The sequence below is a fragment of the Sporosarcina pasadenensis genome, assembly GCF_047228845.1.
Lineage (GTDB): Bacteria > Bacillota > Bacilli > Bacillales_A > Planococcaceae > Sporosarcina.
The window spans coordinates 99,207-114,392 of the sequence record NZ_JBFEGM010000007.1; the positions used below are offsets into that span (position 1 = coordinate 99,207).

The 15,186-nt window shown below is 45.2% G+C and carries 16 protein-coding genes and 1 other annotated feature; of the genes, 1 reads left to right on the plus strand and 15 read right to left on the minus strand.

The window, feature by feature from the left end; translation table 11 throughout:
- Positions 1 to 6 precede the first annotated feature (6 nt).
- Genes yhbY through AB1K89_RS11250 form a run of 4 tightly spaced genes read right to left on the minus strand, consistent with a single transcriptional unit; the run spans position 7 to position 2,757 of the window.
- Positions 7 to 294 (minus strand): ribosome assembly RNA-binding protein YhbY, encoded by a 288-nt coding sequence (gene yhbY, locus AB1K89_RS11235; RefSeq protein ID WP_413054829.1) that lies wholly within the window; start codon positions 292 to 294, stop codon positions 7 to 9.
- A complete protein-coding gene (gene aroE, locus AB1K89_RS11240; protein ID WP_413054830.1) occupies positions 295 to 1,125 on the minus strand; it encodes a shikimate dehydrogenase in 831 nt (276 codons plus the stop codon).
- A 13-nt stretch (positions 1,126 to 1,138) separates the two neighbouring features.
- On the minus strand, positions 1,139 to 2,254 hold the full coding sequence (yqeH, locus tag AB1K89_RS11245) for a ribosome biogenesis GTPase YqeH (RefSeq protein WP_413054831.1): 1,116 nt from the start codon (positions 2,252 to 2,254) through the stop codon (positions 1,139 to 1,141).
- Complete coding sequence (locus tag AB1K89_RS11250; RefSeq protein WP_413054832.1) at positions 2,242 to 2,757, minus strand: YqeG family HAD IIIA-type phosphatase; 516 nt, start codon at positions 2,755 to 2,757, stop codon at positions 2,242 to 2,244. Before AB1K89_RS11250 ends, yqeH begins: the two co-directional genes overlap by 13 nt.
- Before the next feature lie 168 nt (positions 2,758 to 2,925).
- Between AB1K89_RS11250 and sigK the strand changes: the two genes are divergently transcribed.
- Positions 2,926 to 3,627 (plus strand): RNA polymerase sporulation sigma factor SigK, encoded by a 702-nt coding sequence (gene sigK, locus AB1K89_RS11255; protein ID WP_252502881.1) that lies wholly within the window; start codon positions 2,926 to 2,928, stop codon positions 3,625 to 3,627.
- A 244-nt stretch (positions 3,628 to 3,871) separates the two neighbouring features.
- Here the strand turns inward: sigK and mtnN are convergent, their stop codons facing one another.
- The 11 genes from mtnN to recD2 form a co-directional block, all read right to left on the minus strand.
- Positions 3,872 to 4,564 carry a 5'-methylthioadenosine/S-adenosylhomocysteine nucleosidase gene (mtnN, locus tag AB1K89_RS11260; RefSeq protein WP_413054833.1) on the minus strand — a complete coding sequence of 231 codons (693 nt, stop codon included), beginning with the start codon at positions 4,562 to 4,564 and terminating at the stop codon, positions 3,872 to 3,874.
- A gap of 42 nt (positions 4,565 to 4,606) precedes the next feature.
- Positions 4,607 to 5,332, minus strand: a complete 726-nt coding sequence (locus AB1K89_RS11265) for a YrrS family protein (protein WP_413054834.1) — start codon at positions 5,330 to 5,332, stop codon at positions 4,607 to 4,609.
- Positions 5,333 to 5,399: 67 nt separating this feature from the next.
- Positions 5,400 to 5,876, minus strand: a complete 477-nt coding sequence (gene greA / locus AB1K89_RS11270; RefSeq protein WP_252502878.1) for a transcription elongation factor GreA — start codon at positions 5,874 to 5,876, stop codon at positions 5,400 to 5,402.
- 101 nt (positions 5,877 to 5,977) lie between these two features.
- Positions 5,978 to 6,616: a uridine kinase gene (udk, locus tag AB1K89_RS11275; RefSeq protein ID WP_413054835.1), complete on the minus strand. Its 639-nt coding sequence runs from the start codon at positions 6,614 to 6,616 to the stop codon at positions 5,978 to 5,980.
- Between the two features lie 32 nt (positions 6,617 to 6,648).
- A complete protein-coding gene (locus tag AB1K89_RS11280) occupies positions 6,649 to 7,290 on the minus strand; it encodes an O-methyltransferase (protein WP_413054836.1) in 642 nt (213 codons plus the stop codon).
- Positions 7,291 to 7,319: 29 nt separating this feature from the next.
- The gene (gene mltG / locus AB1K89_RS11285) at positions 7,320 to 8,444 is read right to left on the minus strand and encodes an endolytic transglycosylase MltG (protein ID WP_413054837.1); all 1,125 of its coding nucleotides are present in this window, start codon (positions 8,442 to 8,444) and stop codon (positions 7,320 to 7,322) included.
- Positions 8,445 to 8,541: 97 nt separating this feature from the next.
- Complete coding sequence (locus tag AB1K89_RS11290) at positions 8,542 to 8,835, minus strand: DUF1292 domain-containing protein (protein WP_252502874.1); 294 nt, start codon at positions 8,833 to 8,835, stop codon at positions 8,542 to 8,544.
- Positions 8,836 to 8,845: 10 nt separating this feature from the next.
- The gene (gene ruvX / locus AB1K89_RS11295; protein WP_252502873.1) at positions 8,846 to 9,265 is read right to left on the minus strand and encodes a Holliday junction resolvase RuvX; all 420 of its coding nucleotides are present in this window, start codon (positions 9,263 to 9,265) and stop codon (positions 8,846 to 8,848) included.
- The gene (locus AB1K89_RS11300) at positions 9,262 to 9,534 is read right to left on the minus strand and encodes an IreB family regulatory phosphoprotein (protein ID WP_251624673.1); all 273 of its coding nucleotides are present in this window, start codon (positions 9,532 to 9,534) and stop codon (positions 9,262 to 9,264) included. Before AB1K89_RS11300 ends, ruvX begins: the two co-directional genes overlap by 4 nt.
- An 81-nt stretch (positions 9,535 to 9,615) precedes the next feature.
- Positions 9,616 to 12,249, minus strand: a complete 2,634-nt coding sequence (gene alaS, locus AB1K89_RS11305; protein WP_413054838.1) for an alanine--tRNA ligase — start codon at positions 12,247 to 12,249, stop codon at positions 9,616 to 9,618.
- A 219-nt stretch (positions 12,250 to 12,468) separates the two neighbouring features.
- Positions 12,469 to 12,669 (minus strand) — a binding site (T-box leader).
- Between the two features lie 38 nt (positions 12,670 to 12,707).
- Positions 12,708 to 15,161, minus strand: coding sequence for an SF1B family DNA helicase RecD2 (gene recD2, locus AB1K89_RS11310; RefSeq protein ID WP_413054839.1), 2,454 nt, complete (start codon positions 15,159 to 15,161; stop codon positions 12,708 to 12,710).
- Between the last annotated feature and the right edge of the window lie 25 nt (positions 15,162 to 15,186).

Below are 15,186 nucleotides of genomic sequence, written 5' to 3' on the forward strand. Positions count from 1 at the left end.
TCCTCCTTAAGGTAAAACGATTCGCTTTTTCTCCTTCGACTCTTTGTAAAGCACAAGGATTTTACCGATCACTTGCGCGACCTCAATTCCTTCCTCTTGCAGTCTCTCCGCAATCGTATTTTTATCTTCTTCACAATTTTGAAGGATGCTCACTTTAATCAACTCACGGGCTTCAAGCGCCTCTTCGATCTGTTTGATGATCGGTTCAGTCAAGCCACCTTTTCCAATTTGAAAAATCGGTTGGAGATGATGCGCTTCACTTCGTAAATAACTTTTCTGTTTACCTGTTAACATTTATTTTCCTCCAAGTTCAGTTGTAATTGAATGAATCATTTTCTTCGTATCCGGGTAGACGCCTGTCCAAAGCTCAAAGGCCAATGCCCCTTGGTGGACAAACATACCGATCCCGTTCAATGTCTTACCGCCAGCCTCCCGGGCACGGCAGAGAAATTCGGTTTCCAATGGATTGTAGATAATGTCAGCGACCGTTGCGCCTTCGGAAATTCCTTTCGGATCGAGTGGGAATCCACTTTGTGCAAAATTCATCCCGACAGAAGTCGTTTGAACGATCAAACCGAATTTACTAATTTCAGATTGCGCGTCGTCTACTTGTATAGCGTAACTTCCTGTAATGCCTTTGGACATTTGCTTAGCTTTCTCTATTGTACGGTTCGTAATGGCAATTGGGCCGAAACTCGCCGACTCAAGTGCATAGGAAATGCCTGCAGCTGCCCCGCCAGCGCCTATGATGAGCAACTCTCCGACATCTTCAGGAGTAGTTCCAATTTCTTGCAAGGAGCGGACAAAACCGCGACCATCAGTGTTCGTTCCGAATAACGTTCCATCATCAAGGACTTTTACAGTATTCACAGCGTCCATCCGCCTTGCTTCCTCGTCCACTTGATCGAGAAAAGGAATGATTGCACTTTTATGAGGCACTGTAACATTCCAACCGCTGCAACCTAATCGTTTCAAGCTGTCAACGGCATCCTTTAAATGATTTGCCTCTACGTGGATCGGAATATAGGATGCGTCGATCCCGTTTTCCCGAAACCACGTATCGTGCATTATAGGAGACATCGATTGAGCAATTGGGTCACCGATGACCGCATACCACTTTTTCATGAAACAGTCCTCCTTAAATAAGCGATGGACGGAGTACTACATCGACTCCTCGCGGTGCATGCACCGCAACGACAACTCCCGGATGCTGAACAGTGATCCAGCCTAATCCCGAAATGACGAGATCCATTTTGGGCTTTTTAATCGAGAACTCATGTCTTACGAGCGGCGGCATCTTTTCAAGGGAATCGCCGCTTGGCGGGGAGAGCATTTCTCCGAGATGCGCAGCATACAACGAGTTGGCGTTCTCAAGCTTCGTCCGATGGATAGGGATTTCATTCGAGACATGGATCGTAAATGAAGAACGATCGCCCGATAGAAAATCGAATCTTGCTAGACCACCGATGAACAATGTTTGCTCCGCGTTCAATTGAAATACTTTAGGCTTCAGTTCCTTTTTAGGCGTGATGGCCTTCAAGTCTTTCGTATCCAGATGATGGGCAATCTGATGGTCGTTAATGATACCAGGTGTATCATAGATGGCCTTGCCATCGTCGAGTGGGATTTCAACAAGATCGAGTGTCGTTCCTGGGAAATGAGAAGTTGTGATCACTTCACCCATGCCCGTCGCATTTTTGATGATCCGATTGATGAATGTTGATTTTCCGACATTCGTACAACCGACGACATAGACGTCTTTCCCTTTTCTATATTTATCTATGGCTGTCAATGCCTCTTCCATTCCATGACCTTTGTATGCGGAAATGAGCAATACATCAACCGGCTTCAAGCCAAGCTTTGAAGACTCAGCCTTCATCCACTGAATCAGTCGATTGCGGTTGATGGATTTAGGAAGTACATCAGACTTATTGCCGATCAGAAGGATATCTTTCTTTCCGACAAATCGTTGTAAGCCGTTTATCCAGCTTCCATTGAAATCGAAAATATCGACGACTTTGATGATAAGGCCATCTTTTTCCCCGATACCATTCAATATCGCTAGAAAATCGTCTCCTGATAAAGAGACGGGCTGTAGTTCATTGTAATTTCGAAGGCGGAAACAACGTCTGCAAATGACTTCTTCCTTCTCCAATGAAGCAGCAGGTGCATACCCTTCCTTTTTCGGATCTTCTGTTTGTATTTCAATTCCACACCCTATACATGTAAGTCGTTCCAAACTTATTCCTCCCATTTAATCAATCCTTGCCTTTTCAGTTTTGACAAGATTCTTCTTTCAATCATCCGATTGAATTTCGTCACGAATCCATCTGAGCTTGCTACGGGCACTACGAGAATTGTATGAAGACCGAATCTGTTGCCACCTAAAACATCTGTCATCAGCTGATCGCCTACCATTACAGCCTCTTCTTTCTGTAGGCCCATCATTGTGAGAGCCTTTTTAAAATTCCTTGCCAAAGGCTTTCGAGCGTCGCAAATGAATGGCGTGCCGAGCGGATTGCAGAACGATTCAACGCGGCTCTGGTTATTATTCGAAAGGATCGCCACTTGGAGACCAGCTTCCTGCATCATCCTTACCCATTCAATTATCTCGGGCGTCGCTTCAGGCCGATCCCATTCCACCAAAGTATTGTCTAAATCGGTGATAATTCCTTTGATTCCTTTTTCTTTTAATGCCTCCGGTGAAATCTGAAAAATATTTTTGACATATTCATCCGGCAAAAAATATTTATACAAGTTAACCACTCCGTTATTTCTCTAATTGTATTCCGATTATATCATATTGCCATCCAATGGCACGGATTGAGCTAAGCTGGAAATCCGTTGATTTTCTCCGTTCTATAACCGAATGTAAACAAGCAGTCATCGCATATGCTGTCATATAACGACACAGGAGGTGGACCGATGAGCGGGTTTGTCATGGCACTCGTCCAACTGTGGGTCGAAGTCCCTGCTATGGTCGGCTATATCAGGGGGCAGGCATTCCGTCGACCGCTATCGAAAGCGGAAGAGGCTGATTGCTTGAAACGATTGGCAGAAGGTGATGAAAGTGCGAGAGATGAGCTCATTGAAAGGAATATGCGCCTCGTCGCTCATGTCGTAAAAAAATTTCATCCAAAACATGAACAACTAGACGATTATATCTCCATCGGCACAATCGGGCTCATGAAAGCTGTAAACAGTTTCACACTTGATCGTAAGACGAAGCTTGCGACGTATGCAGCCCGTTGTATTGAAAATGAAATACTCATGTACTTGCGTACGCAAAAGAAAGTGCAGAAGGATGTATCACTCTTCGATCCGATAGGGACAGATAAAGACGGTCAGTCCCTTCAGATAGCAGATTTGTTGCAGACCGACGAGGAAGCGCCAATTGAAACCGTCCAGCAGAAAGAGCAAAAGGAGCGACTTTACCGCCATCTTGGAAAACTGGATGGAAGAGAGCTTGAAATCATTCAGAGAAGGTACGGTCTTCTCGACGATCAACCGATGACCCAGAAGGAAATCGCGCAGCAACTCAACATTTCAAGAAGCTATGTCTCCCGCATCGAAAAAAGAGCAATCGTTAAGCTATATCAGCTTTTCAAGCATGAGTATAATGAATAAAAAGCCGTCCATCACAAATGAAAAGGCGTTTCCAGACACGTGGCCACGGGCCCTGTGAAAGGAAACGCCTCTTTATTGCTTCTTTTATTCATGCTGCATAGTCAAAATCAGTCTGCACTTACCTCACGAGCAATGACCACCGCAATAACTGCCGTTACGACGAATACACCAGCCATTAAATAAAACATCCTTTATTACCTCCTTCACGCATTATGTAACATGATAACATTCTACCATAATCATCCTAGAATTTCGAGATGGCGTGCATGACAATTTCCGATGAGTGCTTTGCCGCCAATGGCAGGAATTCATCGAAGCTGATGGACGATTCTTTTCCTGCGATATCTGACAATGCACGGATGACGACAAACGGCGTCCTGAACTGATGGCACACTTGTGCAACAGCTGCCGCCTCCATTTCAGCCGCAATCATTGTAGGGAATTGCCCTTTGACAATCTCTACCCTCTTAGCATCACTCATAAATACATCACCGGAAGCTATCAATCCGATGGAATAGTTATGTTCACCAATTTCGGCCACGGCTTCCTTGGCGATTTGAATGAGTTTTTCATCCGCAGGGAAGGACGGAGGCATTCCAGGAACTTGTCCAATTTCATAGCCAAAAGCGGTCGCATCGACGTCATGATGTCTCACCTGGTCAGAGATGACAACCGTTCCTACATCAAGGGATTGCTTGAAGCCGCCTGCAGATCCTGTGTTAAGAACTGCATCTGGCGAGTATTGCTGGATAAGCAGAGTAGTCGCGATTGCCGCGTTCACTTTACCGATTCCGCTCTTCACGAGAATGATTTCATGTTTCCCGATCTTTCCTTCAATGAATTCACAGCCTGCTATCGTTTCGGTAATCGGATCCTCGATCTTCTCCCTTAATATTTCAACTTCCTGTTCCATCGCTCCAATGATTGCTATTTTCATCTTTATATACCCTCCGACCGAACGCGGACTAATATCCACTGTTCAATATTCAAAATCCAATGTATTTAAAATGTCCATCTGAACAGGCTTCCAGCCCTTTCCATCAACCCATTCGAGGGAAACGCGGTATTTCTTCGATTTGTCCCTCGTTGAAACAATTCCAATCGATTTTTGGGGGCCTCCGCCGTTTTTAATTTTCCAGAAAATCAATTCATCCTCTGAATGCCCGGTTGCATACGAAATGGCTTTTTTCTTTTCGTTCCAATCAACGGATTCACCGTCATATTTCGATTCGTGGATGCCCGTTTGAGTAGTCCCTACCGGCTGCCAACCCTTATCGATGACAGTTTCCATAATAATTTCGTCATTATCCGGAACAATCTTTACGATTTCTGTCTCCTCTTCACCTGAGACCCCTTCATCGTTGCTGTCTGATTCGCCTGTTTCCTCGCTTCCTGAATCTGACTGTCCCGCATCAGCACTTTCGTCATCACCCGTTTCATCGGATCCCATTTCATTTTCGGATTCGGAACCGGAATCATTTTCTTCATTTTGTGACTCATTGTCAGTTGAATCGGTTTTATCGACCTCTCCTTGTTCAACTGCACTCTCCTTTACTACATCGTCTTTGTTCCCGACGATGATTGAAGCGCCGACAATGATAATCAATACGACGACGAGTCCGATCATAATGTTCAATAGCTGGTTGCTCTTGTTGCGCATTTTCTTACGATTCACACGCGAGTATCTAGGATCATTTCCTTTCATATATCCTTCCCCCTATCTTCTTGCTAACGAGTAATGGCCGCCCTCATTTGAAGGCGGCCATTCAAGGTCACTTAATTTCAACAATAACGACCGACATTTCCCCACCAGGAGTCAAGATCTTCACTTCATCGCCTTTACTGCGGCCAATCAAGCCTTTTGCAATCGGTGAATCGTTGGAAATCAATCCCTCAATCGGATTCGCTTCGGCAGAGCCGACGATTGTATATGTCTCTTCGTCGCCGTCAGGCAATTCCTTGAATGTAACTGTTTTCCCTAGTTGTACTTCGTCAGTATTCATTTCATTTTCTGTAATGATGACAGAGTTGCGGATCATCGATTCCAGTGTAGAAATTTTACCTTCGACAAATGCCTGGTCCTCTTTTGCGGAATCGTACTCCGAGTTTTCCGAGAGGTCTCCGTAGCTCCGTGCAATTTTGATGCGTTCCACTACTTCTTTACGTTTTACTGTTTTAAGAAACTCGAGTTCTTCTTCTAATTTTTTCTTACCCGATGCTGTCATCGGATACTTTTTCTCTGATACCATTATACAACACTCCTCATATTCCTGTTCATAAAAACACTATGCCGCTCCTGCAAGAGGTATGCGACATAGTCTCATTTATATTGAATTCTGACTTCATCATATTACAAATTCGTTCCAAATTCAAGAATTGTTTTTATTTTCGTGACCATCAAATCAATAGCGACTTCGTTATGTCCGCCTTCAGGAATGATAATATCCGCATAGCGCTTTGTCGGTTCTATGAATTGATTATGCATCGGATGGACGACTGAGAGGTATTGTTCAATGACCGATTCGATCGTTCGCCCTCGCTCATTAATGTCCCTCATCAAGCGCCTGATAATTCGCAAATCCGCGTCCGTATCGACAAATAGTTTAATATCCATCAAGTCCCGAAGCCTTTCATCTTCCAAAACGAGAATTCCTTCGAGAATGATGACGTCTTTCGGTTCAATTGCGATTTTCTGATCAGATCTCGTATGGAGCGCATAATCGTAAACCGGCTTTTCGATGGTCTCCCGATCAAGAAGTTTTCCGATATGTTCGATTAACAGATCTGTATCAAACGCAAGTGGATGATCATAATTTGTCAGCAATCTTTCTTCAAACTCTAGATGGGATTGATCTTTGTAATAATAATCTTGTTCGATGACGACAACTGAGTGTTCTTTGAACACTTCGTAAATTCGGTGCGTAACACTCGTCTTTCCTGATCCCGAACCACCGGCAATGCCGATGACGAGAGGCTTTCTCTTATCCATTTCTTTTCCTCCCACAAATACAGGGATTTCGCTTAGTCCCTCTTTTTTACCGCAACCAGGATTCCATCGCCTACTGGCAGCAATGACGTCTCATAATTCGGATGCTTCATAACCCATGAAGTGAATTCCTTCAGATTACGGATCATCGTTCGATTCCGTTTCGGCACTTCTTCATCCGGAAGCATGACGGCACCGTGCATGAACATATTATCGCAATAGATTATGCCGCCCGGCTCCACATGCTCGGAGTACTTTTCAAAGAACCGTTTATATTGACCTTTTGCAGCATCAATGAAAAGGGCATCATAACGCAAAGGAGGGATTGTTTCATCGGATAGAAGAAGTGCATCTCCTTCAATGATTTTAATCCTGTCGCCGAATCCGCTCCGCTCAATATATTCTACCGCGGCTGCATACCGCTCCTTGTCCCTCTCAATCGTGACGACAGATGCTTCCTCCAAAGAGGAAACCATCCGGATAGCAGAATAGCCTATTGCGCTTCCGATTTCAAGTATTAACTTCGGCCGTTGGATTCGAAGCAGGCCAATGAACGTTTCCATCCCGCTCCGATCCATGATCGGAATACGGTGTTCTGCCGCAAATTCCTCCATTTCACGGATCAACGGACTATCCGCTTCTCGCATGCTGGAAATATAAGCTTCAAAGGCTTTCATACAAGGCACTTCCATTCTTTTTGAATCAGTCATTCTCCCGATATATGTTCCTTCTTAAGTTTCAAATGCTCTTCATATGTTTTCGCAAAATGATTCTGTCCATCCTTACCGGCAAGGAAATAAAGATAGTCCGTGATGGAAGGATCTACGACCGCTTCTATCGAGGATCTGCCGGCATTTGCAATCGGACCAGGCGGGAGGCCTTTATGGACATACGTATTATACGGATCTTGGACTTCCAGATCGGAGTAGAGGACCCGATCCTTATGTTTGCCTAATGCGTATAACACTGTAGGATCCGTCTGGAGCGGCATTCCTTCATCCAGCCGATTGTAAAAGACACTTGCAATCGTCTCCCGATCGGTTTTAGCGGTTGCTTCCCTTTCAAGCAGGCTAGCGAAAGTAAGTAGCCAATGGACCGATTTTTTATTGCTCTCCAAATACGCGAAGTATGGAGTTATATTGTCCGATGTTGCATCGAGCATCGTCGTAACTACTGTTTCGACTGATGGCTTTTCTTCATAAAACGGATAAGTCGCAGGGAATAAATACCCTTCCAATGGATATCTGACATCCTCTTCCAGAATCTCTTCTGTCAGGATGTTCGGATATCTTCCCATCAGATCGGCAATCGTTTGTTCGTCATTGACATAATCCAAAAACTCTTTTTCAGGTATGCCTATCCGCTTTTCAACAATCGCTGCAATCTGATTCAACATCAGACCTTCGGGAATTGTCATCGTGAATACAGGCGTCCTGTATACCTTCCCAGTCTTGAGGCTTTCAATCAATTCATCCATTGTCATCGCTTTTGTTAAGCCGTATGAGCCTGCCTGGAATTGGGCTTCATTGTTGAATTTTGCATAGTATTTAAAGATCTTAGCATCTTTGACGAGCCCTTTGGCTTCAAGCATTTCTGAAATCGAGGTCAAGCCGGAGCCGATCGGGATTTCCACTTCAATTACTTCTTCCGAGTTCGGGTCGACCGGTTGGAGGGCTTCTGTTATGTATTTATATACCGCTCGGCCTCCGATCAAAGCACCGATAATAAGAACGAGCGCAACAACGAACACGATTCGTCTAACTATCTTCACTTCTTTTTTCTGTTCAAGCATTTTCTCAAACATCTGATCCTTTTTCGAACCGTTTTCCATCAAGCATCACCTCATTCCAAACAATTTCTCTCTAAAAAAGGTCCATAGCAGTAAAAAGACGGAATGGCCTGCACCATTCCGTCCGTGCACATATGGATTATTCTTCGTCCTCGTCTTCTGCAAGGAATGTGTTCAACATTTCTTCGATCATGTCCCATTCCTCATCAGTCTCGATCGGCAATAGTTCACCGTCTTCATTGTCTTCAGATGGGATGAAAGCTGAAGCATGAATTTCGACTTCTTCATCATCGCCCACTTCTTCTTCACCTAGAATATGATAAAGGACGTATGATTTTCCGAAATCCTCTGATTCAAATGTGAAGATTACCTCACATACATGCTCTACTCCGTGCTCGTCTACTACTGTCATTGTTTCTTGTCCGTGTTCCATTACATTCACCTCATCTATTTTTTGAATCAAGATACCCTTGAAGTATCATGACTGCCGCCATCTTATCGATGACAGTCTTTCTCTTTTTCCTGCTGACATCAGCTTCGATCAACATGCGTTCCGCTGCCATTGTCGTCAACCGCTCATCCCAAAGGATGACAGGAAAACCAAACGCCTCTTCCAACATTTCAGCAAACCTTTCGGATGCTTCCCCTCTCGGACCAACGGAGTTGTTCATGTTTTTCGGATATCCGACTACGAAAGAGGTAACCGCATATTCAGCTACAAGCTCCTGAATTCTGGACATGCCAAATTGGCCGGCACTTTCATCGATTTTAATCGTTTCGATGCCTTGGGCTGTCCACCCAAGAGCATCGCTGATTGCAATACCGACCGTTTTGGAACCGACGTCCAATCCCATTACCCTCAATTCGTCTGACCTCCGTTTTCACGGATATAAAACTTGACCAATTCCTCGAGAATCTCGTCCCTCTCCAATTTCCTAATGAGATTTCGTGCCTCATAGTGGCGAGGGATATAAGCCGGGTCGCCCGATAAGAGGTAACCGACAATTTGGTTGATAGGATTGTAACCCTTGTCTTCCAATGCTTTGTGCACATGGAGCATGACTTGTTTCACTTCTTGCTCCATTGATTCTTCAGGAAAGTTGAATTTCATCGTCTTGTCGTATGAATTCATAGTCGACACCCCGCTTTCCAATCGTCCGTTAGCAAATCGGATACCTTTCCCACTAGCTCTATACCCGACATCCATTTCCGCTTAAACGGATTTGACATAATCATACACGGAATGAAGTGCTTCATCAAGTTTAGAAGCATCTTTCGCACCTGCCATCGCCATGTCCGGACGGCCTCCGCCCTTGCCGCCACAGAGAGATGCTACATGATTGACGATTTTTCCAGCATGGAAGTTCCCGTTTTTCAAATCTTCTGTCACTCCCGCTGCCAATAAAACTTTTCCATCAGCCGCAGCTCCTAGGACAATTACACCATTGCTCACTTGTTGCTTCAATTCATCAATCATTTGTCGAAGTGCATTATTATCCTTAACATCGACTCTAGCGGAAAGGACTGTCACATCGCCAACCTGTTGAGCAGTTGCCAAGATATCCGTGAGCTGACTGTTCCCAAGCTTTGCGGAAAGCGATTCATTCTCCCGCTGAAGCTCTTTCATATCAGATAGGAAAGAGCTGACTTTCGTAACGAGATCTTTCGGATTGGCCTTCAATAATGTAGCGGCTTCCGTAAGAAGAGCCTCTTCCTTTTTAAATGATTGATATGCCTCTTGCCCTGTAATTGCTTCTATTCTTCTCGTCCCTGCACCGATGCCGCCTTCCGATTCAATTTTAAAGAGGCCGATTGTCGAAGTTGCCGGCACGTGACAGCCTCCGCACAATTCAATTGAATAATCCCCGACTGACACAACGCGGACGATATTTCCATATTTCTCGCCGAATAAAGCCATTGCGCCCATCTCTTTTGCTTCATCAATCGGTTTCTGTTCGATTTGGACAGGAATATCCGCCCAAATCTTTTCGTTGACGATCGCTTCAATCTCTTCCAGCTCCTCTTTCGTCACTTGCCCGAAATGGGAGAAGTCGAAACGGAGACGATCTGGTCCTACATAAGAGCCTGCCTGATTGACATGCTCACCGAGGACGCTTTTCAAAGCTTTGTGCAGAAGATGTGTAGCGGTATGGTTTTTAATTGTCATTTTACGTGATTCTGAATCAATCTCAGCAAACACTTCCGATTTTTCAGCAATTTCTCCAGATCGAACAATAGCTGTATGCAGATGTTGACCATTCGGAGCCTTTTTGACATCTTTCACATCGACGATGAACGTATCGCTTGATATAGTTCCTTTATCGGCAATTTGCCCGCCACTTTCCGCGTAAAAAGGAGTCCGCTCCAGCATGAACTGGATTTCATCGCCTTCAGAAGCATGTGCAACCAATTCGCCATTATGCAATAGGGCAACGATTTTCGTCTCGCAGGACAGTTGATCGTATCCGATGAATTCGCTTTTTTCATGGATGCTGCCAAGCACTTCCGATTGGACATGCATGGAATCTACGTCTTGTCGTGCAGCTCTAGCACGTTTCCGTTGGTTATCCATTTCTTCGTCAAATCCAGCACGGTCGACGGTAACGCCCGCTTCCTCCGCAAATTCCTCTGTCAACTCAAATGGAAAGCCGTACGTGTCGTAAAGCTTGAATGCGTCCGCACCCGAAACGATTGGATTGCCTTCCGCCTTCGCTTTTTCAATGACGCCATTTAAGATTGCCATTCCTTCATTCAATGTTTCGTGGAAGCGCTCTTCTTCGTTTTTAATTACTTTCATGATGAATGCTTCTTTTTCTTTGACTTCGGGATAAAAGTCTTGCATCACTTCCCCGACGACAGGAACGAGTTCATACATGAACGGCTTATTGATGCCCAATTGTTTCGCAAAGCGTACTGCACGACGTAATAGTCTTCGTAGAACATATCCCCTTCCTTCATTAGAAGGCAATGCGCCGTCGCCGATAGCGAACGCAACAGTTCTAATATGATCTGCAATCACTTTGAATGCTGTATCCTTCACACCGTCTTTGCCATACTTTTCACCAGATACTTTTTCTACAGCATGGATGATCGGCATGAATAGGTCTGTGTCGAAGTTCGTCGGCACTTCCTGGATGACTGAGGCCATCCTTTCAAGCCCCATTCCTGTATCGATGTTTTTCTTCGGCAGCGGCGTGTACGTATGATCAGGATTATGGTTGAACTCGGAGAATACTAAGTTCCATATTTCTAAATAACGTTCGTTTTCGCCGCCTGGATATAGTTCCGGATCCGAAAAATCATCGCCGAACGCAGGTCCTCGATCGTAGAAGATCTCGGAGTTCGGGCCGCTTGGACCTTCCCCGATATCCCAGAAGTTCCCTTCCAATCGGATGATGCGCTCTTCAGGAATACCGATTTTGTCTCTCCAAATCGCGTATGCTTCCTCATCTTCTGGGTGGACCGTGACGGAAAGCAAGTCGGGATTAAAGCCGATCCATTTTTCATTCGTCAAGAAATCCCATGCGCGAATAATTGCTTCTTCTTTGAAGTAATCGCCGATCGAGAAATTCCCGAGCATTTCGAAGAATGTATGATGGCGTGCAGTCCTTCCTACGTTTTCGATGTCGTTCGTACGAATGGACTTTTGTGCGTTGACGATTCGCGGATTTGTCGGGACGACACGTCCGTCAAAATATTTTTTCAGTGTCGCGACGCCGCTGTTGATCCAAAGAAGTGATGGATCGTCGATTGGCACTAGGGGTGCTGATGGCTCTTCGCTATGGCCATGCTCTTTGAAGTAATCAAGAAACATTTTTCTGATTTCAGATGCTGATAATTTTTTCATGAATATTCCTCCTTAGTAGTCAAGTTGCCATTGTACCTGGATTTCCGCTTCAGCCGGACGCTTTCCGCGGGCACAGCTTCAATCTCCTCGTCACTGCGTTCCTGCGGGGTTTTCAGCTTGTGCTATTCCCGCTGGAGTCGCCGGCTTTCGCTCCAATCCTTGATAAAGAATCTTTCACACTAATAAATAAAGTGAAAATAAAAAAATCCCCGCCCCTGTACAAGGGACGAAGATTTTTCGTGGTACCACCCTAATTTACCGACGGAAAGCCGGTATCTCAAGAAGCCATAACGCGGCTAACGGCAAGTGTTAGTTGCTCTCTGGAGTAGCTTTCCGACAAACGGCCATGGGAATCCTTTCAGCCTTGGGATTCCTTTCTGAGCATGGCGGTAGGCGTACTTTCTCCGTCATCGAATTTCATATGATACTTTGGATTATAGGGAATCGCTGCCTCCGTGTCAATCCATCGCCTCTGAAAAATCATAAGGAGAGACTCCTTGCATCCCGATCATTGGATCGATTCCGAGTATCGTCTCCATTGTAAGTTTGTACTCCTTAGTGATTATCGGCGTCTCGCTAGCAGTTTCGCTAGGTATAGATTGCTGCTCTTCGGCTTGTTCATTTTCTATGATCTCTTCGCGGTTTTCCACAGGGGTTTCCTTACGCAGGCGATCTTTCAATGTCGTCTGCCGCTCCAGTTCATCTGTCCTGTTGACGCCGATTTTAAATTCTTCTGGTTCACCGCATAGGATGAGGAAGTTCTTAGCTCTTGTAATGCCTGTATACAGAAGATTTCTTCGGAGCATTTTTCTGTATCCTCGAACGACTGGCATGACTACGATTGGGAATTCACTTCCTTGAGACTTATGGATTGAGCAGCAATAGGCAAGCGTGATTTGATTTAGGTCGTTACGCTCATATTCCACTTCGATGCCGTCATAAGAAACGATCAGCATTTCCTTTTTATCTACGGTTTCTTTCGCCTTGATAATGGATATGACTTCGCCCATATCTCCATTGAACACATTGCTTTCAGGTTGATTGACAAGCTGTAGCACTTTGTCTCCGATCCGATAGACAACATCTCCGAAGACGACTTCTTTCCGATCCGGTCCCGGTGGATTGACCATCTGTTGGATCATCTTGTTCAGTCCGTCGATACCGGCCGGTCCTTTATACATAGGAGCAAGCACTTGGATGTTTTTAATATGATGGCCTTTCGAAATGGCGTTTTTCACGACCTTTTCGACGACTTCGAGGATTTGTTCTCCATTTGCCCTTATAAAGGAGCGGTCAGTCGTTTTTCTCGTTATGTCATCTGTCCATTCCGCATTTTTGATCATATGGGCCATCTCAATGATTGTCGACCCGGCGCTTTGGCGATAAATTTCGGTCAGTTCAACGACAGGGATCTTTCCCGAATCAAGCATATCTTTTAACACTTGACCGGGACCGACAGGCGGAAGCTGATCCTGATCGCCTACGAAAAGGACTTGAATATCATTGTGCAATGCTTTTAAGAGTTGATGGGCAAGCCATGTATCGACCATCGACATTTCATCGATAATGATTAGCCGCCCTTCCACTTCCCTGCCGATTGCATCATCTTTTTCCTGGCCGTTGAAGCCGAGAAGCCGATGAATGGTCATTGCGGGAAGTCCTGTCGACTCGGACATCCTTTTAGCTGCTCGCCCTGTCGGAGCTGCTAAAACGATTGGAAAGGTCTCCTCTTTTTCCACATACACTTTTGGATCGAGTGAAAGACCATGCAGCTCGGCATACACTTCCACTAAACCACGGATGACCGTCGTTTTTCCTGTTCCGGGTCCCCCTGTCAAAATCATTGCAGGCGAATGGAGCGCTTTTTCGATTGCCGCCACTTGGGTTTCGGCATAATTAACACCAAGCCGCTCTTCGGCTTCCCCAATCGCTTTACGGATTTCTGAAACTGGGAATTTGTCGGAAAGATCGTTTTCCATGATTCTTTCCATTTTAGAGGCAATGCCTATTTCAGAAAAATAAAGCGAAGGGATGTAAAGCCTTTGTCCTTCGCCGCACAGCTTAGTTTCCTCAACCAATTCAATGACACATCTGGAAATATGATCGAACGGCACTTCTTCCGTTTGGCTAGACTCTAGTAACCGCTTCACTTCGGGCAACACAGTTTCAGCATGCAAATAGACGTGACCAGCCGACTGGACGCCTTGGTTCATCGTGTGAAGGATTGCAGCTTTCACTCGGGAAGGATGCTTGCCGGTAATCCCCAACTGCCTTCCCAATTCATCCGCGCGCTGGAAACCGACTCCTTCAACGTCCTCGATCAGCTTGTAGGGATTCTCTTTTAACAGTTCAATGACTTCTTCTCGATAAGTTTGGTAGATTCGCATCGCTAGCTGAGGACCGAATCCCCATTCATTCAATTGCACCATGCTTCTTTCCAATCCGAGATTTTCCTGAAGCACTGAGACAAGAGTCTCTTTCCTTTCTTCCGAAAGCTTCGGAACGCGATCAAGCACCGAAGGGTTTTCCAGAATCTGTTTGATGGCATCCTTGCCTAAAGTTTTCACGATAGTGTCGGCAGTTTTTCTACCGATTCCAGGAAATAGATCTCCAGACAAGTAATGGACGATTCCGGTTTCGGTTTCGGGCATCTCTTTCGCAAACGTATGAACGTCGAACTGTTGTCCATATGTCGCATGATTGACAAGCCTGCCCGTCAGTCTGTAGTCATCTTCGTTCGCCAAGGGAGGGAAATTCCCCTTAATGACGATTTCCTTATCCTCATAGCCGCTATTCGTTTTCGTTATTTTCATCTTAACAATGGAAAAGAGATTATCAGGATTGTGAAAAATAGTGACGACAGGCCGTCCAACGATGAAAACCGCTTCATTATTCCCTTTTCCTTCAGCCAAACAGATCACCGCCTTACGTTCCGTC

Excerpts from the sequence above, each read along its gene's own strand:
- yqeH (WP_413054831.1), bottom strand. The coding sequence starts at position 2,254 with ATGGGAGGAATAAGTTTGGAACGACTTACATGTATAGGGTGTGGAATT.
- AB1K89_RS11290 (WP_252502874.1), bottom strand. The coding sequence starts at position 8,835 with ATGGAACACGGACAAGAAACAATGACAGTAGTAGACGAGCACGGAGTA.
- mtnN (WP_413054833.1), bottom strand. The coding sequence starts at position 4,564 with ATGAAAATAGCAATCATTGGAGCGATGGAACAGGAAGTTGAAATATTA.
- alaS (WP_413054838.1), bottom strand. The coding sequence starts at position 12,249 with ATGAAAAAATTATCAGCATCTGAAATCAGAAAAATGTTTCTTGATTAC.
- sigK (WP_252502881.1), top strand. The coding sequence starts at position 2,926 with ATGAGCGGGTTTGTCATGGCACTCGTCCAACTGTGGGTCGAAGTCCCT.
- AB1K89_RS11280 (WP_413054836.1), bottom strand. The coding sequence starts at position 7,290 with ATGAAAGCCTTTGAAGCTTATATTTCCAGCATGCGAGAAGCGGATAGT.
- udk (WP_413054835.1), bottom strand. The coding sequence starts at position 6,616 with ATGGATAAGAGAAAGCCTCTCGTCATCGGCATTGCCGGTGGTTCGGGA.
- AB1K89_RS11300 (WP_251624673.1), bottom strand. The coding sequence starts at position 9,534 with ATGAATTCATACGACAAGACGATGAAATTCAACTTTCCTGAAGAATCA.
- aroE (WP_413054830.1), bottom strand. The coding sequence starts at position 1,125 with ATGAAAAAGTGGTATGCGGTCATCGGTGACCCAATTGCTCAATCGATG.
- mltG (WP_413054837.1), bottom strand. The coding sequence starts at position 8,444 with ATGGAAAACGGTTCGAAAAAGGATCAGATGTTTGAGAAAATGCTTGAA.
- yhbY (WP_413054829.1), bottom strand. The coding sequence starts at position 294 with ATGTTAACAGGTAAACAGAAAAGTTATTTACGAAGTGAAGCGCATCAT.
- greA (WP_252502878.1), bottom strand. The coding sequence starts at position 5,876 with ATGGTATCAGAGAAAAAGTATCCGATGACAGCATCGGGTAAGAAAAAA.
- AB1K89_RS11265 (WP_413054834.1), bottom strand. The coding sequence starts at position 5,332 with ATGAAAGGAAATGATCCTAGATACTCGCGTGTGAATCGTAAGAAAATG.